The following is a 20,351-nucleotide window of genomic DNA, read 5'->3' as shown; positions in this document are numbered from 1 at the left end:
CTGAATCAAAAAATCAGTTTATGCTTTTTCCCCGGTATGCAGAATCTTTTTCCATAGTTCGTCCATTTTTTGCTGGACATATTTTCGTTGTTCTTCATTGGTAAGCCATTCACAACGTCCATTCAGATAACGAAGCCTGTCCTTAATTACTGTCCGATCAGGTAACGAGGTTTCTGGTTTATCCCACTTTTCCATTAGTATTACTACTTCCTGATACAACTCATCTGCATTGGGAATGGCATTGATGTGTGCCTGAGGATGAGATTCTGATTTTTCAGGATCTGCCTCTACTACAGAATTAACAATACCAGCTATAATTTCCTGCTGTTCTTCTGTGTCCCAGATATAACGTAACACCCAGAAGTCAGATGGTTGTGCTTTGGTGCGTTTACACAATAATGCACTGGCAGCTATAAGCCGCTGTAGTTTTACTGCCCGTCTGTCAGATACAGAAAGTCCTGCATTTCGTAGTTTCTGAATAAGGTCGATATACAAAGGACGAATCTCATGTAAGTCTACCTGTGCTGTCATAGCTTGAAGCTGTGCTACTTCGTCGGTAGTGATTCTGGGAGGATTATCTACCGATTTACGTTCCAGTTGCCAGCCTGCCAGCAATACTTCGTTTAATAATTTAGGATCTACATAATCACACCGAACCCGGATCAGAAAACGGTCAAAGAGAGCCTGTAAGGCTTCATCTTCTGGTAAATGGTTACTGGCACCTACAAACATTAGAGCAGGTAAATGTTTGGTTTCCCGTCCCCGACGAAATATTTTTTCGTTCAGTGCCATCAGCAAGCTATTAAGAATGGCACTGTTGGCGTTCAATAACTCATCGAGGAAGACTAGTGATGCTTCCGGAAGCATCCCTTCTGTATTGGTTACCAGATCTCCGTCGCGAAGTTTGCGGATATCAAATGGCCCAAAAAGTTCATTAGGTTCTGTAAACCGGGTAAGTAGATATTCAAATGTTTTACCATCCAGCAGCTTGGCTAATTCACGCACCATGGCACTTTTTGCCGTGCCTGGAGGGCCTAATAAGAATAAGTTTTCACGTCCAGCCAGGCAGATTCCCATCAGATCAATGATGTTATCTTTTCCAACAAAGGTGTTCTTAACGTGTTGCAATACCTGATTTAGTTTATCAATGAGCAGAAGGTCTTTTTCTGTACTGGTTTCCATGAAGTTTTGTAGGATGATAATGTTTGGAATAAATAGTGCAGGGATTGTATAGATACGAATGCCCTGTTTGTGTTAATATTCAATATGGGTCAGATCTTTTGTTACATGTTTGAGTTCTGGCCAGAAACGGTCTGCGTGTATACCCAATGCCGCCTTTACCAGATCATACAATTCAGGATGTGTGAGTCGTTTGTGATCACGTTTCTGAATGATACGATCCACATAGGCATATTTTAAGGAAGGGTGTAGTCGGATAAACGTAGTATGATCTGAATTTTCCTCAATATCAACTCCTACAGAAGAAAACGGCCAGGATTGTGCCGTATTTCGCAGAAGTTGTACAAGTACATCATCAGGCGACAGACCTTTGGCAAAATGCATGAGGTCTGGCAGGAAACGCAATGTCAGATCAATAGAGTAGATAGCCTCTGGGGAAGGAGGGCCTGAATAAGGTAAGAGATAGGTTCTAACCTGACTCTCTGTAAGATGGCGCAACAAAATAGACTGACATGCCCGATAAATAAACATAGCTCCCCACAAGGCAGCTTCAGGCAAGAAGGCTGGTGCTGTATGTGGTATGTCTACCAGTGTTGTTGCATAGTATTGCTCCAAAACCTGACAGGATTCCTGTTTTTCTATTTCACTAAAAGGCTCTATCGTTGCATTTACAGTAACATTTCCCTGTTGGGTGAGGTCTGTAATAAAGTTTGTTAATGTTACTGTTTTCATAAATTCATAGTCACTAATAGCAGTTAGTCTGACAACGTCTTAAGAAAGTTAAAAATATATCAGCTTTGCTACTTGTATGGTGTGATGCCCTTAATATACAAAAATAATAGGATTTGTTTAGGAAAAGGAGATAATGGCTTCTGAAATAAAACCTTTGTAAGATGTAACAGAGAAACACTACTTCTGAGAAGATATGAAGCAATGAAAAAGATTTGGGAGCCTGATAGTTGGACGAATAAAATTTTCGGAATAAATTACCACTAGCCGCAATCCCTGCCCTTTCTGTTTTAATCAGAGCTGGCACCGTTTTATCCATTTATCTGTTACTATTGCCTCATGATCATTTACGAAACAAACCAGAACTTTTGGCGTGACATTTCCCATTTAACACGCAGCTGGACCATGCGACGCATCCTAAGGGGTGCTGCTGGTGTAGCAGCTTTTACAAGTGTTTTTTGTGTTCTTTTTATTGAAGTATGGCCTAAAGAGTTTACCATCCCATCCACTATCTTTTCGCTATTAGGTATTGTACTCAGTGTATTGATGGTATTCAGGACCAATAGTGCCTATGACCGCTGGTATGAAGGACGTCGGTTATGGGGAACTTTGGTGAACAACAGTCGAAACCTGGCTATCATGATTCAGGCTACGTTTCCTAAAGAGGATATACAAAGCAGGAGAGAACTGGCTATTCTGATTTCTAATTTTGCCATTGCCCTTAAGGAACATCTGCGGAAAGGGGTGATATGGAGTGAAATGATTCATTTTACCCCTGAAGATCAGGCTTCGTATCAAACCAAAAAACATATTCCCAATCACATAGCCTCACTGATTCACCAGAAGGTGCAGGTTGTTTACCGGAGTGGTGCTCTTGGGGACGCCGATATGATCAATTTCAAACCACATATGCAGGTATTTATGGATGTGGCAGGTGCTTGTGAAAGGATCAAGAAAACACCTATTCCGTTTTCATACAGTGTATACATCAAATTACTGATTCTGGGCTATTCGGTTATGCTTCCTTTTGGTCTGATTCAGGACTTTGGGTATTTTACTATTCCGCTGGTCACGTTTATTTTCTTTACATTTATCGGTATTGAAATAATGGCGGCAGAGATAGAGGAGCCATTTGGACTGGATTGTAATGACTTGCCCACAGGAGATATTGCAAAAACAATTACAACCAATGTTTTTGAGATACTATCTGTCGACCAGTCTGCTCCAGTAACTCAGCCAGCAACTACTGATTTATATACCAAGGTATTCTAGCAATGTCTCAGACCCTGTATGTTATAAACCATTCACTAGATAATAACCAGGGTAGGTAGCGGAATTGCTGAGAATGGAACATGTAATTGTATGTGAACACTATGAATGTAGTGCTATAAAAGCGGCAATTGAAATACTAAAAGAGGTATGTGAATTTGAAGCAGGTAGTATTGATCACTAAGCATTAACCTAAAAATATCTGATCCATTGTTTGTTCTCAGAAGAGACTATACAATGGATCAGTTGCTTTCTATCGTCCAGTGTATTTCATCTTTGAGTGCAGGTAAACTTTTCCAGTTTAGTGCCCTCCCCTGAATAATATAGAGTTTATCCTGAATCTTATAATGAAAAGTTAACAGACTATCCTGTTTGTTATACTCATATCTGATCTGAGTTTGGCGCATGGTATAATCTGTCAATAAAAACACATGAGTTGTACTGTCAATCTGCAATTTGAAATCTTTCATCTGGTCAGCCTGATCCTGAAAAATAATGTATCCATTGCGATGAATAAAAAAGCGTTTTATGGAAGAGAAAGGATTTTGCATAACAGAATCCCTAGATGTGGTTTGTACCTGGTAGGCTCCGTGTAAAAATGGTCTTGCTACCAGATCATCATTAAAAGTCTTACTCTGCCTATAAGGATAAAAAGCTTCCAGTAAAAAGAGGCCAACAATGAATAGTTTGAGTGTACGTTGAATAAGAGCCTGATGACGAAACGTTAAAGTTGAAGTTTCAATGGTTAAAGCTGCTGGTTTCTGCAGAATGAAAAACTGATAGAGTAGACTGACTTGTGGAGATAAGGCAATTAGAGCCAGCAGTAAAAGAAAACAGGAATAGAGCTTAACTGAAATATCAAATCCTATATTGATGGCAACAATATGGATCATGACACCAATTGAAAGGAGCAATCCTACTACACGTGTTCTCTGAAAGAGCAAGAATGAAGCTGCCAGGACCTCAACACAACCTGTAATTACATTATACAGATACGAGGTACCCATTGTGCTCCAATATAAAATATCCTTGCTTAACTGACCGAAAGGGGTATAGAGAATATTGGGCTCTGGCAGATAAAACTGTGCTTTAAAGATTTTATCCACTCCATATTTTAAAAGCTGCAAAGCTAAATAGTAAGAAAAAACTTTTCGCAACAGAATGAATATAGATTCTTTATGAACTCTCCATTTTTTGGATGCTTCAAACAAAAAAGACAGACCTCCTGATAGGATAAGTAAGAGCAGAAGCAGGAAATATAATGAGGTTGAGTCAGAAGAAATCTCTGAATGGACTTCCTCAATACCCACTATAGGTGCAATGACTTGGATCAAATCTCCAAAAAGGAATTGAGTATACCTTTCCTGGAGAGGAAAAAAGATGAAGGGAAAGGGGATGAACAGAACACACAGAAATGCGAAAAGATAAATTCCTGTCTGTAAACAATGACTCAGACGCATTGGTGGTTCGTATAGTCAGAGCAATATATTTACTCTGTTATAAAAAACTGAAGATCAATTCTATAAACGCAGAAGTGAAGCTTAAAATAAATATAATCCTTTCCTTCTACTTATAACACTACTAACTGCATAACTATTGGTAAAGATAACTGTTTTCAACACCATTGATAGAACTAAAAAATTAAATCACACCATTTACATCCCATTGTATTATCAAAACTACAACTTAAACATATAATAATACTGTCATTTTTTACCAACTATTAAATTCGTGAAATTTTATTTCTTTCTCTAACAGTGAATTTTCATATGCAATCACTTCTTTAAAAGCCTGATCAACAATATCTTTATTATCATACCAGATATTGTCCGCCGGGTAGCTGCAAACACCATCTGTTAATTCTGCTAATATAGCACTGGCCATAGATGCAAAACGAAGTTCAAAGCTGTCTAATACATGCCAAACGAACGAAACAGCTTTTTTACATTCTTGTAAGCGACTTTCTATGTTAGGTGGTGCAAATGCAACATCAACTTGTTTTTTTCCACGTAATTTGTCAAAGAGACTGCGTTTGGACTTCAGATTCGCTTTCTCTTCATTTAGATCAAAATTACTGATGTATAGTTCAAAGCCACTTTTAAGTTCCTTGTCTTTCAATATATCCCAATTCGGATTCTTTAATCTAAATTTAAATGGCAAAAAACCTATATCTTTTTGTTGGTCAAACTTAAAGGCAGGATAAACTTCCACAATCATATCATATTCGTTCAAGCGCCTCATAATTTGGGGAATCAAGTCTGGAGAAACTTGCTTGCAATACACTGTGATATTTAAACTCATTATGCCATTTTTGTTAATTCAAGCTAACATACCACATAATGGTGTACTAACTTGATTACTAAATTCAAGAGAACTACAAATGTTCATTGTGACAGGAATGCTTCATATAAGCATCTGGCGCTATATTTAAGACAGCCGTTTTTTTAGTTGTCCCCACTTTAAAGATACAAATGCTGTAAGTACAGCAAATGCACCAGCCAAGCCAACAAGTAGTAGCTTTGAGCTATCGAGAGGATGATGATTTGTGTTTTGAGGTATCAAAGAAAAAGAGCCTTCTTTCTTTTTGTTTTTGGGCAACTTGGTAGTTGATTCTTTGTATTCTATAAATGGGACTGAATCAAGAGAATTCTGAAAGTTATATTCTTCCTGAAGGAAGGTCTTTATTTTCTTTTTGGAATGTTTTTTGGATACAATAGGGTGATTGCTAAGAGTAATGGCATACTTTTCAGACTGATTGCTAGGGCTATTAGATTTATTACTGCAGACTAACACTGTAATCGTATCTGAAACAAACACCACACTGTCAAGGATATGTTTAGGGCGTTTATGGAAAGGGACCTCTCCAAAGTTGGAGCTTTCCAAATCAAAGAAATCATTCTTCAGAGCAGTTCCGAAAGTTTCGGCGCTACCACTATGGCTTTTATGGGCAATAAGTTTGGTTTGCCCATTGGCGAATACACAGATAAAAGTGAAGATACCTGCCAGAACAAGTTTCGTATTCATAGTGATAGGGTATAAAGACGATGATCTTTTCAGAAACAGATAAAGATAAGAATATTTATCCGTTTCTGAAAAAAGTATTGTATCAGTTCTGAATAAGAGAAAGATAATAGGTCATATCTTCTGAATAAAATGTGTTTCCATTGCGTTGATCCAGCTTTTGCACATTCTGCTGACATTGCCCTTCGATCCATGTGATCAGGGAGGCTACTTCATACGTATCTTCTTCGATTGGCTGTATCTCTGCCATTGGCACCTTAAGCTTGATCGTTTTTTTTCCTGCCTTCTGTAGTGCTTTCATAAAAAGAAGAAAACCCAAAAGAAATTGATAGAGATAGGCTTCAGGTTGGGTATTAGTGCAAAATCCGATTTGTTTTTCAATGACCACCCGACCTTTTATGAAATCTTCTGTGAGTGCATAGTATGTCAGTAGATACCCCATTTCTTTCAGTACTGCACTGGTAAGTGGAATTTTCTTTCGGGCCAGAATGGCATGGTCTTTCGCTACCTCTGTATTGCCAGATAGAAAATTTACCATCGCAGTTTTGGAATAGGTATAATCGGGCACTTCCTTGCACTTTTTTGTACCATTTAACAATGGTTGAGACGTATGCAGGAATGCAGGATAATCCCGTAAACTCAAATAGATATCCAGTACATTGTTTGGTTGACAGGCGTCACAATCATCCAGCAGACAGCTACTAGTATCCTGAAGATAGTTTTTCAGGTGCTCCTGGGCTTTAGAAAGGTTCCCGAGATGAGCATAGACAATCATCCGGAAGTAATCTATTATGCGTGTGCCTGTACCATAGTCCAGAAAACGTCTTTCCATATCCTGTTGCAAGTCTTCTATTTGCTGTAAGGAGACAGATGCATAACATGGCAGCTTTATAATGACCCACTTATACATCCATAAAACAGAATACTGATGATTCTTGTTATGACCTTCATCCATTCGTTTTAGCAACCACGGAAAAATGGCTATGGTCTTATCTGGTTTGTGTAGCCAGGTCACTTGTCTGATATACGCAACACGAGCCTCAAATTCGAGATCTTTGTCTTTGAAGAACTGTGCTTTTTGAATGCATTTCTGAAGAATTTTTTCATTTTCTTCAGACTCTTTACCATAGGACAGAATATCAACTACCTCTTGTACTTCCTCAAGAGTTTCCAGTGAGTAACTCATTGTTTATAGATTGGTGTTAAGTAGTATCATGATGTTTTCATTCATGCGATCCAGTTCTTTGCCGGACAATGGATAGTGACCCATCATCAGGGCATTGAAATACAGCATTTGTATATAAGGATCTATTTTCTTTGATGCTTCCGTATACAAAAGTTTCTTGACGATTTCATTTCTATAGTTCAGGAATAGTTTAGCCCGAAATCCTGGGTCAAAGTCAAGTATGGCATCAGAGACACCAGCCCACAAACTATCTGATTCGTCACGAATACTCTTAAAATCTCTTTTCTGAATGGAGTCCTGTGACATATGTAACATGGCTGGAACATGCTCCGGTGAAAATGCTTTAATATCCAGTTCTACGTCAAACTCAATCAGAATGGCTTGAAGTATATCCATGCGTTTACGTATAAGATCATACGTCTCAATATCAATGTCGTTGAGAATATTGCCAAAGTATTCCGGATTGATCTGGCGAGTCTTTCCTGTATGATCCCGATCCTGTAACTTTAAAAGAATTGGGGTATCATAAATATATCCAGCGTTGATTACCAGTTGGTTGTTAGCTCTGGCAATAGGAGCAATCTGCCGGAATTCGTCCAGATCAGAAACAAAAAGAATAGAGCTGGATTGTTGCTGGATCTGTTTTAGGGAAAGATCACCTTGTGTGGTCGGAAATATGAACCAGTTTTTGATAAAAGCAAAGAAATCATCATCTTCCAATGCCAGTGACTTCAATGCCTGTGCATGGGTAACGATAATTTCCTGCATAGCTTCCGGATCTGAATCGCCTAATTTCTTTAGGTACTTTTTGATACTGATACCCAACGATTCTCGTACTTCTTCAAGGATTTCGTTATGGTAAATATCTTCACGGGAAGCTGTTGTACTTAAGTTATCTGAATTGAGGATGGCCCTTACAAAAAAGGCCCAGTCAGGCAAAATATCTCCGCAAGAGTCAGAAATAAACATGCGTTTGACATACAATACATGTTTGCTGACACTGGTTGTATGAGTAGGATGAGGCAAGACATAGGCTAAACCCTGTGTTTGTCCTTTGCTATCCTGAATAGGAAAATAATGAGAAAACCTTTCTCCAAATACACGGTTACCTAGCATGAGCGCCTCACTACCCGTAGAACGGGTAAGCCATGGAAATTCCTTTTGAAAAGTAATCTCAGAGCCGGCATTGTATGAATATTTTATAGGTACAGGTAAATAATCTCCGTACTTATGAAGTAGAAAGGTTAGCTTGTCAGACGTAAGTGCGATGTCTTTCTTGATTGCAAGACGTACTTTGGTACCTGTATATCCGTTGTACTCTGTTGGTTCTATTGCATAGGTGCCATCCGTATTGCCAATCCAGCGCATCGTTGAAGTGCTATTCCAGGCTGTGCTTTCTACTTCGATTTTTTCAGAAACCATGAAGCAGGAGAGAAGCCCAATACCAAACTGACCAATAAACGATTGTTGTTCACGATCAAACATATCAGATGTATTTCTTTTGGAGCTGGAGCCGATTTTAGACAGAAACTCTGTCATCTCATCTGCTGTAAGGCCAATACCATTGTCTTTGATCTGCAACACTCTGGATGTTCCTGTTTCAAAGAAGTCGATTTGAATGATTGGATTAAAACTTTCTTTCAGGCCTCTGGCTGTAATAGCATCATTGGCATTTTGTAATAATTCCCGGATAAATACCTCCCAGCTACTGTATAAACTGTCAGATAAGACTTTTAAGATTCCGGATAAATTGACCTGAAAAATAGAGTTTTCCATAATAAGCGTGTGGCAGAAAAATTTACTGAATGTAATTATAGTGTTAGTATAGCTGAGACATGCAAAATACGCATCACTCTCTGAAATGTTACAAACATACCTATTCTGTTAGGCAAATAAATACCCTGCATGGTAGGTTGGTAACCACGTGAATGATAGAGATTATGTAATAAATAGGATAGTTGTAGATTTACCTTTTTCGGAAAGCGGTATATCGGGATGCTAGAAGAACACGCTGGATTGCAACTGCCCGAATAAGCCAATACTTTATTAGTTCTTCATTGTGTGAAGAGGACTGTAAAACAGAAGTTAACGCTGAAGCAAGAGTTGTATTATCTGTAACTGATTCTGTAATGGATTGAGCTTCTTTACTTAGCTTCAGATTGATTTGTTGCTGAGCCTGTTCCAGTTGCATCCAGGTATCATAGGCAATCTGGATACGGATGGAAACCTGATCCCGTTTGTTTTCCTTCAAAATATATTTCGCTGCATTGTCTTTGTCCTTCTTTTTCTCCAACACAGCCAGATGATACTCATTGCGTTTATACCTGGCATCGACTTCTTTAAACTCTTTTTCTGCTTTTTTGAGTTGCTTATTGCGTTCTTTGGAATCGGGTTGGGCCTCCAGTTCGGCTTTTTGCAGGGTTGCCTGAGCTAGTAAATAGGTAAGAAGCTTTTGATTGGCTAATGACAGCTTCTCATTTTCCTCAATCTGTTTGATTCGTTTGAGCATATGGTGCAGTTGTTCATTGAGACGTGCTTCATAGGCTCTCAAACGATAATATTCTGATCTGTTTTTACGAATAGCGGTTGAATTTGTATGGTATCTGGACATAAATAGACTATATCTGTAAGGGAATAAACACTGATTTAATTTCCCTCAAGATACGAAAAAAAAGCCTATCTATTTGGTATTACAGGAGTTTTATTGTGGCAATTTTGAGTGTATTATAGATACTTTGAAATACCCTAATCTGACTGCAAATGATTACGTTCAATAAACTCTTTAAATGATTTCCGGTAGGTGTCGCCAATAGGAATAAGAGCATTGCCAATCTGAACTTTCTCTTTCATAATTGCATCAATTCCTTCCAGTGCTACAATATAGGAATGGTGTACACGAAGAAAACGATCCTGTGGTAGCTGCTCTTCCAGTGACTTTAGTCTTTGCAGACTTACTACTTTCTGATGATGAGTATGGATGGTTACATAATCTTTTAACCCTTCTACATATAAAATATCTTGTAGGCGGATTTTGACCAGCTTTGTCCCATCTTTTACAAAGATAAAAGGTGAGGCCGGTTCGGTAGGTGGCTTATCAGGTAAAGTTTCTGTTTGCTGTTGTTGACCAGGTGTTGTTAGACGACCCGCCGCTTTTTCTGCGGCTTTTAGAAAACGTTCAAAGGTGATGGGTTTAAGAAGATAATCTGCCACATCCAGTTCGTATCCTTCCAATGCATATTCTGAATAGGCAGTAGTGAGAATCACCAGTGGCTTAACCTGCAGAATTTTCAAAAGAGAAATACCTGTTATTTCTGGCATCTGAATATCCAGAAATAATATGTCTACTTTATTATCTCTCAGAAATTCAAGTGCTTCCATGGGGTTGGAGCAGGTATGTACCAGTGTCAGATACGAAACCTTATGAATATATTGAGTCAGGAGATTGCGAGCCAGGGGTTCATCTTCAACTATAACACAAGTCAGGTTCATGCAGCATTCAGTTTAAGTTCAATCCGGTAGCGATCAGATGTGTCTGTTATTTTCAGACTGTAATTTTCCGGATAGCTAAGGTCTAATCGTCGCTGGACGTTTTGCAGGCCTATCCCGGATTTCTCTGGCTTCAGCGTTTTGTCAGGTAATTTACTGTTCTCTACAATATAAACGCATTCTGTACCCTGAAGTTCCAGTTTTACATTGATCCAGGCCTCAGGGTTGTTATTGCTGACACCATGTTTGAATGCATTTTCCAGAAATGTAATCAGAATCAAGGGCACAATCAGTACATGGCCTGTGGTACCATGTACTTCAAAATGAATAGGAATCTGATTGTTTAATCTGAGTTTCTCCAGACTAATATAATTCTCCATATACTCAATCTCTTTACTTAACATCACACGTGGGTGATTGGAATCGTAGATCATATACCGCATCATTTGTGAAAGTTTGGCAATGACTTCTGTTGTATTAGGAGATTGAGTAAAAGCAAGATAATAGAGGTTATTGAGTGTATTAAAGAGAAAGTGAGGATTAATCTGGGCTTTTAAAAAGCGTAATTCGGCGGATAATTTCTCATTTTCAATAGATTTCTTTTTGGAGTCCAGCTCAAACCACTCAATGGCAAAACGTAGCATAGCCACAAAAACAGTAATAAAAAGCGTGACTACAATAGTCTGGATTATGAACCGGGGACCATACAGATACTCATATTTGTGGGTAAATCCGTCCAGTAAATAACGTTCTGTATACATCCTGATGATATATAATAAGGCAAACGGCAGCAAAAATCCCAGCAAATACTTCCCTGCTTTTTTCTGTTCCAGAAACCTCGGAAGAAAAAAGAAATAGTTTATATAGGCTGGAATAGAAGTAAATATCAGTTGTATAGCTACAATGGTTAGAAATCGTGGCCAGTTAATATTGTCTTTCTGGTAAAAGCTAAGCTGATAACTAAAAAATGAAAGATACATGCACCAGAATGATAAGTGCATTAAGAGGACACGTTTGTGTTGATTCAATGATTGCATAGACCCAGGCAATTCTATCTGTCAGATATCAGATAGATACTCAATGATAGTAAGGACAATGTATACGTTAGATGAAAAGTATGGTTGTAGCGGTAAAGCACCTTACTCAAATAACGTGAAAAAGTGTGAATTAACTAAGTCATCTTTACCGTTCATCCTTAATCTGTGCCATTATTATACAATCAGACATTTTTGATCGATAATCGCCGTAGTTTTCTCGTCAGACTCGTTTGTCGAATAATTAGCCGAACGGTAGAATATAACAAACAGATAGTCTAATGAGGTTTCTTCCATCTTAACATTGTGTATTTCTTTGTGTTTATTCTGACAAAACTGATGAGTGAATTTCTAGCTGATATGAAGTATTTTCAAACCAAAAATGCTATGTATAAAATCTTAGTGTTAACCTTAACACTTTTAACTATGGGGACCCGTGCTGTTTGGGCCCAAACTCAAGTAACAGCATCTGCACCTCGAGGCACTGTACGCATTACAGGTACTGTCATTGATTCGACTACCAAAGAACCTGTTCCTTTCGCTACTGTAGCACTGATCAATCCTGCCACTAAAAAGCCAGTAGATGGAGCTGTATGTGATGACAAAGGAAAATTTACATTGGCTAAAGTATCTGAAGGAAGCTTTGCTTTGCAGATTAGCTTTATTGGCTACAATACAGTTGAAATCAAGCTGCCCACTATAACAGATAAAAGCTCTGATGTGAATATGGGTCAGATTTATCTGTCTTCACAGACACAAAAACTACAGGAAGTAGAGATTGTAGGACAACGCAACCTGATTGAAGAAAAAGTTGACCGTACTGTGTATAACGCAGAGAATGATGCAACTGCCAAAGGGGGAGATGCTACAGATGTATTGAGACGTGTACCTATGCTATCAGTAGATATGGATGGAAACGTTTCGATGCGGGGAAGCCAGAATATCAGAGTGTTGATTAACAACAAACCCTCTACTATCACTGCAGGAAGTATCGCTGATGCATTGAAACAAATCCCTGCTGACCAGATTAAATCTGTTGAAGTAATTACCTCTCCATCTGCCAAATATGATGCGGAAGGTTCTGGAGGTATTATCAATATCATTACCAAAAAGAACAATATGCAGGGTATATCTCTGAACATAGATGGTAGTGCAGGATTAAGAGGGGCAAACCTGGGTCTGAATGGAAGTTATCGTAAAGGTAAGATGGGCTTTTCACTAGGAGGTTTTGGTCGTGGCAACTACAATGTGAACGGGAAGTATGAAAATAGCCAGGAAACTAAAACTGGTTTAAATACACAAAAAGCAAATACCCGTAACAATGGTATGTTTGGCCGTTATACACTTGGATGGGACTATGATATTAATAAATATAACGCGTTATCTGCCTCTGTGCAATATGGCGTTAGAAATAATACATCCTATCAGGATGATTTAACAACATTAGCTACCAGATATGATCTGAGTAATCCACCAACAAGTAATGTAAGTGACGTAAAGGTGAAAGATCTGTCAGGAACGATAGATTTAAATTTAACGTATACTCATTTGTTTGAAAAGCCTCAGAAAGAATTGAGTATTCTTGCATTGTATAGCCGTAATAATCGTACTAACGACTTTCTAGGTATTTCACAAACAGCAGATACTGCTTCTCAGAAAAATATAAATGATAGCCATAACCAGGAGGTGACGCTACAACTGGACTATCAAAATCCGATTGCAAAGAATCAAATGTTAGAAATGGGTGCAAAGAACATAATGCGACAAGTAACCAGCGATTTTCAAACATTTAAAGCACTGGAAGGTGGATCATTTCAACTTATAACAGATGATGTCTATTCCAATAATCTGACATATAATCAGAATGTTACTTCAGGATATGCTTCTTATACCTTTAGTACACAGAATAATTATAGCTTCAAAGTGGGAGGCCGTTATGAATATACTACAATCCGTGCATATTTGCAGGACGAGGCAGATATAGATATTCCATCTTATGGAGTATTAGTACCTAGCCTGAATATTTCCAAGAAACTGAAAAAAGGAAATATGATCAAATTCTCATATAATCGTAGGATTCAACGTCCTTCTATTCAGTTTCTAAACCCTAATATTCAACGAACTAACCAGTTGAATATAACAGAAGGTAACCCAAGATTACAACCTGAATATACCAATAACTTTGAAGTAGGTTATAATACTACTATCAAGACTACATCTTTGAATTTTGCTGCTTTTGTTAGAAATACCAATGATGCGATACAAAGTGTACGGGATTTGTTTGTCAATCCTACAGATTCTCTCACTGGAATTCGTACTACATATCAGAATATTGGAAGTGAGAACTCTTATGGTGTAAACTTATTTGTCAACATTAATCTTTCCAATAAACTATCTCTGAACGGTGGAACAGATGTGTATTATTCAGTATTGGATAATAATAATCCAAATCCTATTTACCGGGCGAGTAATGAAGGTTGGGTATATAACTTCCGTTTCTTTGGAAACTACACTATTAAGAATGGGTGGGGTATACAGGCATTCTCCTTTTACAGAGGCCGTCAGGTACAACTCCAAGGTATACAGGGTGGATTTGGAATTTATAGCTTAGGAATTCGCAAAGAATTCAAGAACAAGAAAGGAAGTATTGGATTTGGAGCAGAAAACTTCTTCACAACAGCTATGCGTATTCGTACAGAATTGAACTCTCCTATTCTTACACAACGTAGTGTAAACGAGATGCATAACATGAACTTTAAAATTACCTTCAGCTATCGTATTGGTAAGATGAGTTTTGATTCAGCACCAAGACGGAGAAAATCTATTAATAATGATGATATGAAAGAAGGTGGTGACAATGGTGGTGGAGGTATGGGAGGAGGCGAAGGACAAGGTCAGGGAGGCCGTCAGCAAATGCAGGGGCAAGGCCGTCCTCCAGGACAAGGAGCACCTCAGCAGGGAGGACAGAGACCAGGCGGTCAATATCCGGGACAAAAGGATGGAATTAAACGGGACAGTACACAATTCAAGAGAGATTCTTTCAAGAAAGATTCAACGATAAAAGACAGTTCCGGAAGCATACAGCCATTCAAAAAGCAACTTCATTCGGAAATATTGGAAGGACAACCAGCCAATAAACCTGCTCCTGAACAAAATGCAAAAAGGATTCAGGATAAAGAAATCATTGCTCCAGCCAAAAAAGATAGTTAACTAGAAAAAAGGCCTGACATACAGTCAGGCCTTTTTTTATTCCTCAAAACCAGACATTCCTCAACCTGCCTACCTTTTTATCCATTCCTACAGGAACAATTATAAGGGGCCAGGAAGAATTAGAATAATACCAGCTGATTGTGTGAATATTTATATTTTTGTTTACCTTGTCCAATACAAAGCTCAGCAGCTTTTGCCCATTAGTTGCTGATACATAGAGCAGAAAATAAATAGGAGGATTGTAAAATTTGTTTTTATCTGTATCACCTAATCTGTGTTAAATTATGAAAAAAATCTTTTTTACCATTGCTCTCATGAGTAGTACCATTGTTACTTTCGGTCAGACCTGGACTTTGGATAAAGCTCATGCAAAATTAGGTTTTAATGTTACCCATATGATGGTTTCGGAAGTAGATGGCTCATTTAAAAATTTTGATCTCAAAGTTACTTCTTCCAAAGACGATTTTTCCGATGCTGTAGTGGAATTGACTGCGGACGTAAACAGTATAGATACAGATAATGATAATCGTGATAAAGACTTAAAAAGTGATAAGTTTTTTGACGCAGCTAAATATCCAACCCTTACCTTTAAAAGTACTTCTATTAAAAAAGCAGAAGGAAAAAAATACAAACTGGCTGGAGATCTGACTTTACATGGAGTAACCAAACCGGTTGTTCTGGATCTAATACTCAATGGCACTACTACAAATCCTATGAACAAGAAAACCATAGCCGGATTTAAAGCCTTGGGAAGTATCAAGCGATCTGATTTCAATCTTGGTTCTGCACCTGCTGCAGTGATTAGTGATGAAGTAAATATTGTAGCAAATATTGAGATTAATAAGTAATGGATTGAAATTCAATAAGCACAGGGTTGTCTTCTTATTTGATGCAACCCTGTGCTGTATACAGTACTAGTGCACCGTTTTATAAGATAATAGTAAAAATATAAGCCTTGGTTTATTTTCATAGTAATTATTTCCCCACTCTTCTCTTACAGGTATAGTTATACCTGATGATTTTCAGTCAAGTAAACGTATGAAGAAAAAAATCTTACTTATTTTTATTGCCATTTTGGTTCTGATTCAGTTTATCCGCCCGGAACGGAATCTAGGGACTGCTGAATCTGAAAAAGATTACACTCACTTTGTTCAGGTAACTCCGGAAGTTGCCGGACTATTAAAAACAGCCTGTTTTGATTGTCATTCTAATCATACGGAATATCCCTGGTATGCAAACATAAATCCTATTGGTTTGTGGTTGAGTCATCATGTGGATGAAGGAAAGAGAGAACTGAATTTTTCAGACTTTGCTCAGTACGAACCCAAAAGAATGGATCACAAGTTGGAAGAAATAGCAGAGGAAGTAGAAGAAGGCCATATGCCTATATCCTCTTATACTTTATTGCACAAGGATGCCAAACTCCATGAAACACAAATAAAAACAATAGTAGATTGGGTAAAGGGAGAAAGGCAAAAAATCAAACTGCCTTGACATATACAATTGAATATAACTGATAAGTAATATAATCGGGTATACATATAAGTAAAATGGTTTACTGAGATCCTGTAAATCATTTTACTTATAGCTACATTTGATACGTTAGTCTACATATTTTACCTTTCTTTCTATTTTCGGATAAATACCTGAGTATTATCACTAAACTTGTGTGGGTTTTTAAGATTTTGCATGGTGTCTATTCGGTCTAAATCGGTTCTTTCTTCTACTCTTTTTGTTATACTTCATGTATGCTTCTGGGTTTTATTTCTGGCAACGCCGCTGGTCTTTAGAAATCATCCTCCTCCAAATCCTGGCCCGCGACCCCCATCATTACCTGACTATTATTTCCTGATATTTAATTTGTTGGATATTCCCTTTTTTTATATCAATGCCTACTATCTGATTCCGAAAGTATTGCGGAAGAAGGGTATAGTCTCGTATATATTTATTGTGTTAGGAGTTGTGGTTGTGGCACTGATTATCAATCATTTTGTTCGTGAATATCTGTTTCATCTACATAATCCTGCAGGAGGAGGTTTTAGACGGCCTTTTCATATAGGTAATCTATTTCCTTTGTTTTTTACGTGGGCATTTAGTACCAGCTTCCGGATTGTTTCTGATAACCTTGTTATGGAACAAAACAGAAAAGAACAGGAAACGGAAAGACTCAAATCGGAGTTATCGTTCTTGCGGTCACAGGTGAGTCCTCATTTTATGTTTAATGTCTTAAATAGCCTGGCAGCTTTAGCTCGCAAGAAATCCGAATTGGTTGAACCTGTTATTATTAAGTTGTCTGAACTGATGCGATATATGTTGTATGAATCGGCTGATACCCAGGTGAGTTTGGAAAAGGAGGTACAATATCTTCAAAGTTATATTGATTTGCAGAAGCTTCGATTCGGAGATGATGTCAAAATTCGTTTTGAGATCATCTATCCTTTAGCATTACAATCAATAGAACCTATGTTACTGATCCCTTTTGTTGAGAATGCATTTAAACATGGAGTAGGAATGATTGAAGATCCTATTATAGAGATTAAACTGGAGGCAGATGACAAGAAACTGGTTTTTACTATAAAAAATAAAGTTAATCAGCTATTTCAGGAGAAAAAGGACAAAGCCTCAGGAATAGGGCTAGCGAACGTAAAAAGAAGATTGGATTTGTTATATCCTGATGCGCATTCTCTTGAAATTATGCAACAGGATTCTATATACCAGGTTACATTAGAACTTCAGTTTAAACACAATAAGATACTGGGTTTAAAGAAGATTCCTCTATAAACTAATTATCTTATAAATGATTTCAACCAAACAAAAGTTTGTTGGATTATCTGTAAAACTACATTAAAACAATACATATGATGAACTGCATTGCTGTGGATGATGAAAGTCTTGCTTTGGATTTGCTGGTAGATAATATTCAGCAGATACCTTATCTGAAGCTTGTGAAAAGATGTAAAAATGCATTTGAGGCTATGGATGCATTGCGTAATGAACAGGTTGATCTGATGTTTTTAGACATTCAAATGCCAGGTATTACAGGTGTACAGTTGTTGCAGGGCCTGTCGTATTCCCCTATGGTCATTTTCATTACTGCGTATGATCAATATGCACTGGAAGGTTTTAATCTGGATGTAGTAGACTATTTGTTAAAACCTGTATCCTTTGAACGTTTTCTGAAAGCTACCAATAAAGCGTATGAGTTGTTTTCTTTACGAAAACAGGAAGTAAAGCCAGCTATAGAAAACGATTATTTCTTTGTTCATGCAGATTATTCTCTGGTAAAAATCAAGATGTCTGAGATTGTGTATGTTGAAGGACTGAAAGATTATCTTAAAATCTATCTGGCAGGACAATCCCGACCTGTGGTTACTCGTATGACAATGAAATCATTGGAAGAGAATCTGCCTGTTTCACAGTTTGTTCGTGTGCATCGTTCCTATATTGTAGCACTGGAGAAAATAGATTGTATTCGTAATCAGAAAATTAAAATAGGAGAAGTGTTTATTCCTATCAGTGAACATTACAGTGAAGCCTTTCTTTCAAAAATAAATCTCAGTAAAATTGAGTAAGCTGATACTTACTCATATAAGAATTTTGTGATAAGGTAGCCTGATCATTTAACATCATTTAACAGTTGGGAATACAATACCTCTTTGCTTTTTATATTTCTATCTCTATTTTTGCAAGTCTTCTGATTTGTCTTTGCATATTTGCACAATATTTTGGAGTACACTCTGTTTTAAATAAGTGAAATGGGCATCAGATCTGTATCTTCATGAGGCAAATCACAACTCCTCCTCCTGAAGGTTTAGCTCATATTTTGTAAAGTACAACTATTTTTGGCATAATAGGATTATTATTGATGACTAACAAAAACAACTTTAACAAGTACCATTGGCTATATCTTTTGTGTATAATTTCTTTGGTAGTTGTCGGATTAAGTGCCTGCGAAAAGGGAGACAATGATGTAGGAATCAAACTTGCTGATAAAGATCAGAATGTAGAGATCCAGGTGTTGGACACATTTACTGTAAGAGCCTCAACTGTTTTTCTTGATTCTATTACTACAGGTGGAAATAGTCGTTTATTAGCTGGACGATATACAGATCCTAAGTTAGGTACAGTACAGGCTACACCTTATTTTGAACTTAGTCATACCAGTTCTTTTAAGTTGACAGAAGACAACAATAAGATTGAGTATGACTCCTTAGTGTTTTCTACCAGTTATGAGTACTGGTATGGAGATACAACGCAATCTCAAACAATCTCTCTGCATGGTTTGCAAAGTGATTTGGACGATGAAAGAACCTACTATAATACAAGTTCAGTTCCGGTTTTAGCTGAATCTTTAGGTAATAAACGATTTAAAGCCAGACCCAAGTTAGGTAAAAATCTGACAATCCGGATGTCCGATGATTTGGGCTTGGCACTATTCAATGCCGCTAAGTCAGACAAGCTGCAGGATCAGGATGATTTTCAGATTATTTTACATGGATTAGCCTTACTAAACGGTGCTAATGATAACGCAGCCGTATTGGGATTTAAGTCTGATAGTACCATGTTAAAGTTGTATTATCATACCAACAATGAGCAAAGCGTAACAGAGTCTATACAGACGTTTCCATTAAGTTCTACATTGAAGTTTAACCAGATACAGGCACTCAATCGCCCTGGAAAGCTGGCAAACCTTCAAAAGCAAGGAGATATCATTTCCTCCACAGAGACAAATGAGGAATTATATCTGCAACAAAGTTTAGGTTTTGCTACTCGAATAGATTTTCCTAGTATTCAGCAATTGCAGAATGTGGGATATGCAAGTTTGAATCAGGCTATTTTAACTATAAAGCCAGTTTCAGGAGCCAACTCTTCTACTCTTCCGTTACCTTCTCAGTTGACTATGTATTATGCTTCTACAAAAAACAAAGCATTATCACCTTTATATACGAGCTATACTACAACTCAACAGGTGGTAAATTATACAACAGACTATACAACAACTGATAAATCTTATTCTTTTGAATTACACGAATATGTAAACTCTATCCTGAAAAGTACAGGCTCTGAATGGAATGGGTTATTAATTATGCCTTATTCTACTTCTCTGGGTGTAGACAGACTAGTATTTGGCAGCCAGAAATCTGCAAACAAGGCAATGAAACTCACCGTGTTTGTTACAATGGTTTCTAAATAACTCCTAACATTATAAAGAGTCACCATAATTAAAATTGTATTTT

The 20,351-nt window shown here is 37.5% G+C and carries 17 protein-coding genes; 7 read left to right on the top strand and 10 right to left on the bottom strand.

Going from position 1 to position 20,351, the window contains the following annotated elements; genetic code table 11:
* Window positions 1-18 precede the first annotated feature (18 nt).
* A complete protein-coding gene (locus tag QNI15_RS08010; protein WP_314031294.1) occupies window positions 19-1,182 on the bottom strand; it encodes an AAA family ATPase in 1,164 nt (387 codons plus the stop codon).
* Between the two features lie 72 nt (window positions 1,183-1,254).
* Window positions 1,255-1,911, bottom strand: coding sequence for a hypothetical protein (locus tag QNI15_RS08005; protein WP_314031292.1), 657 nt, complete (start codon window positions 1,909-1,911; stop codon window positions 1,255-1,257).
* A gap of 336 nt (window positions 1,912-2,247) precedes the next feature.
* On the opposite strand from QNI15_RS08005, the gene QNI15_RS08000 reads away from it, so the two are divergent.
* On the top strand, window positions 2,248-3,180 hold the full coding sequence (locus QNI15_RS08000) for a bestrophin family protein (RefSeq protein WP_314031291.1): 933 nt from the start codon (window positions 2,248-2,250) through the stop codon (window positions 3,178-3,180).
* A 239-nt stretch (window positions 3,181-3,419) separates the two neighbouring features.
* Here the strand turns inward: QNI15_RS08000 and QNI15_RS07995 are convergent, their stop codons facing one another.
* From QNI15_RS07995 to QNI15_RS07960, 8 genes are all read right to left on the bottom strand, one after another.
* Window positions 3,420-4,511, bottom strand: coding sequence for a hypothetical protein (locus tag QNI15_RS07995; RefSeq protein WP_314031289.1), 1,092 nt, complete (start codon window positions 4,509-4,511; stop codon window positions 3,420-3,422).
* A 379-nt stretch (window positions 4,512-4,890) separates the two neighbouring features.
* The gene (locus QNI15_RS07990; protein WP_314031287.1) at window positions 4,891-5,478 is read right to left on the bottom strand and encodes a hypothetical protein; all 588 of its coding nucleotides are present in this window, start codon (window positions 5,476-5,478) and stop codon (window positions 4,891-4,893) included.
* Between the two features lie 126 nt (window positions 5,479-5,604).
* The gene (locus QNI15_RS07985) at window positions 5,605-6,201 is read right to left on the bottom strand and encodes a hypothetical protein (protein WP_314031286.1); all 597 of its coding nucleotides are present in this window, start codon (window positions 6,199-6,201) and stop codon (window positions 5,605-5,607) included.
* 82 nt (window positions 6,202-6,283) lie between these two features.
* Entirely contained in the window at window positions 6,284-7,384 is a 1,101-nt protein-coding gene (locus QNI15_RS07980; protein ID WP_314031285.1) for a hypothetical protein, read from the bottom strand.
* Window positions 7,385-7,387: 3 nt separating this feature from the next.
* On the bottom strand, window positions 7,388-9,160 hold the full coding sequence (locus tag QNI15_RS07975; protein ID WP_314031284.1) for an HSP90 family protein: 1,773 nt from the start codon (window positions 9,158-9,160) through the stop codon (window positions 7,388-7,390).
* 190 nt (window positions 9,161-9,350) lie between these two features.
* Window positions 9,351-9,995 (bottom strand): hypothetical protein, encoded by a 645-nt coding sequence (locus tag QNI15_RS07970; RefSeq protein ID WP_313996518.1) that lies wholly within the window; start codon window positions 9,993-9,995, stop codon window positions 9,351-9,353.
* A gap of 134 nt (window positions 9,996-10,129) precedes the next feature.
* A complete protein-coding gene (locus QNI15_RS07965; RefSeq protein ID WP_313996516.1) occupies window positions 10,130-10,873 on the bottom strand; it encodes a LytR/AlgR family response regulator transcription factor in 744 nt (247 codons plus the stop codon).
* Complete coding sequence (locus QNI15_RS07960) at window positions 10,870-11,850, bottom strand: sensor histidine kinase (RefSeq protein ID WP_314031282.1); 981 nt, start codon at window positions 11,848-11,850, stop codon at window positions 10,870-10,872. The genes QNI15_RS07965 and QNI15_RS07960 overlap by 4 nt, the downstream gene beginning before the upstream one ends.
* Before the next feature lie 441 nt (window positions 11,851-12,291).
* On the opposite strand from QNI15_RS07960, the gene QNI15_RS07955 reads away from it, so the two are divergent.
* From QNI15_RS07955 to QNI15_RS07930, 6 genes are all read left to right on the top strand, one after another.
* Entirely contained in the window at window positions 12,292-15,114 is a 2,823-nt protein-coding gene (locus tag QNI15_RS07955) for a TonB-dependent receptor domain-containing protein (protein ID WP_314031281.1), read from the top strand.
* A gap of 284 nt (window positions 15,115-15,398) precedes the next feature.
* Window positions 15,399-15,962, top strand: coding sequence for a YceI family protein (locus tag QNI15_RS07950; RefSeq protein WP_314031279.1), 564 nt, complete (start codon window positions 15,399-15,401; stop codon window positions 15,960-15,962).
* A gap of 190 nt (window positions 15,963-16,152) precedes the next feature.
* A complete protein-coding gene (locus QNI15_RS07945; protein WP_314031278.1) occupies window positions 16,153-16,608 on the top strand; it encodes a heme-binding domain-containing protein in 456 nt (151 codons plus the stop codon).
* 195 nt (window positions 16,609-16,803) lie between these two features.
* A complete protein-coding gene (locus QNI15_RS07940) occupies window positions 16,804-17,895 on the top strand; it encodes a sensor histidine kinase (protein WP_314031277.1) in 1,092 nt (363 codons plus the stop codon).
* A 77-nt stretch (window positions 17,896-17,972) separates the two neighbouring features.
* On the top strand, window positions 17,973-18,686 hold the full coding sequence (locus QNI15_RS07935; protein WP_314031275.1) for a LytR/AlgR family response regulator transcription factor: 714 nt from the start codon (window positions 17,973-17,975) through the stop codon (window positions 18,684-18,686).
* A gap of 338 nt (window positions 18,687-19,024) precedes the next feature.
* Window positions 19,025-20,308, top strand: coding sequence for a DUF4270 family protein (locus tag QNI15_RS07930; protein ID WP_314031274.1), 1,284 nt, complete (start codon window positions 19,025-19,027; stop codon window positions 20,306-20,308).
* Window positions 20,309-20,351: the final 43 nt, after the last annotated feature.

The sequence above is a fragment of the Xanthocytophaga flava genome, assembly GCF_030068545.1.
Classification (GTDB): Bacteria; Bacteroidota; Bacteroidia; order Cytophagales; family 172606-1; genus Xanthocytophaga; species Xanthocytophaga flava.
Note: the sequence above shows the minus strand (reverse complement) of the source record. Positions and strands in the feature narration are given on the sequence as shown.

Coding starts and splice junctions, on each gene's coding strand:
- QNI15_RS07960 (WP_314031282.1), bottom strand. CDS start 11,850: ATGTATCTTTCATTTTTTAGTTATCAGCTTAGCTTTTACCAGAAAGAC.
- QNI15_RS07980 (WP_314031285.1), bottom strand. CDS start 7,384: ATGAGTTACTCACTGGAAACTCTTGAGGAAGTACAAGAGGTAGTTGAT.
- QNI15_RS07945 (WP_314031278.1), top strand. CDS start 16,153: ATGAAGAAAAAAATCTTACTTATTTTTATTGCCATTTTGGTTCTGATT.
- QNI15_RS07955 (WP_314031281.1), top strand. CDS start 12,292: ATGTATAAAATCTTAGTGTTAACCTTAACACTTTTAACTATGGGGACC.
- QNI15_RS07990 (WP_314031287.1), bottom strand. CDS start 5,478: ATGAGTTTAAATATCACAGTGTATTGCAAGCAAGTTTCTCCAGACTTG.
- QNI15_RS07970 (WP_313996518.1), bottom strand. CDS start 9,995: ATGTCCAGATACCATACAAATTCAACCGCTATTCGTAAAAACAGATCA.
- QNI15_RS07950 (WP_314031279.1), top strand. CDS start 15,399: ATGAAAAAAATCTTTTTTACCATTGCTCTCATGAGTAGTACCATTGTT.
- QNI15_RS07935 (WP_314031275.1), top strand. CDS start 17,973: ATGATGAACTGCATTGCTGTGGATGATGAAAGTCTTGCTTTGGATTTG.
- QNI15_RS08010 (WP_314031294.1), bottom strand. CDS start 1,182: ATGGAAACCAGTACAGAAAAAGACCTTCTGCTCATTGATAAACTAAAT.
- QNI15_RS07975 (WP_314031284.1), bottom strand. CDS start 9,160: ATGGAAAACTCTATTTTTCAGGTCAATTTATCCGGAATCTTAAAAGTC.
- QNI15_RS07940 (WP_314031277.1), top strand. CDS start 16,804: ATGGTGTCTATTCGGTCTAAATCGGTTCTTTCTTCTACTCTTTTTGTT.
- QNI15_RS07965 (WP_313996516.1), bottom strand. CDS start 10,873: ATGAACCTGACTTGTGTTATAGTTGAAGATGAACCCCTGGCTCGCAAT.
- QNI15_RS07985 (WP_314031286.1), bottom strand. CDS start 6,201: ATGAATACGAAACTTGTTCTGGCAGGTATCTTCACTTTTATCTGTGTA.
- QNI15_RS08000 (WP_314031291.1), top strand. CDS start 2,248: ATGATCATTTACGAAACAAACCAGAACTTTTGGCGTGACATTTCCCAT.
- QNI15_RS08005 (WP_314031292.1), bottom strand. CDS start 1,911: ATGAAAACAGTAACATTAACAAACTTTATTACAGACCTCACCCAACAG.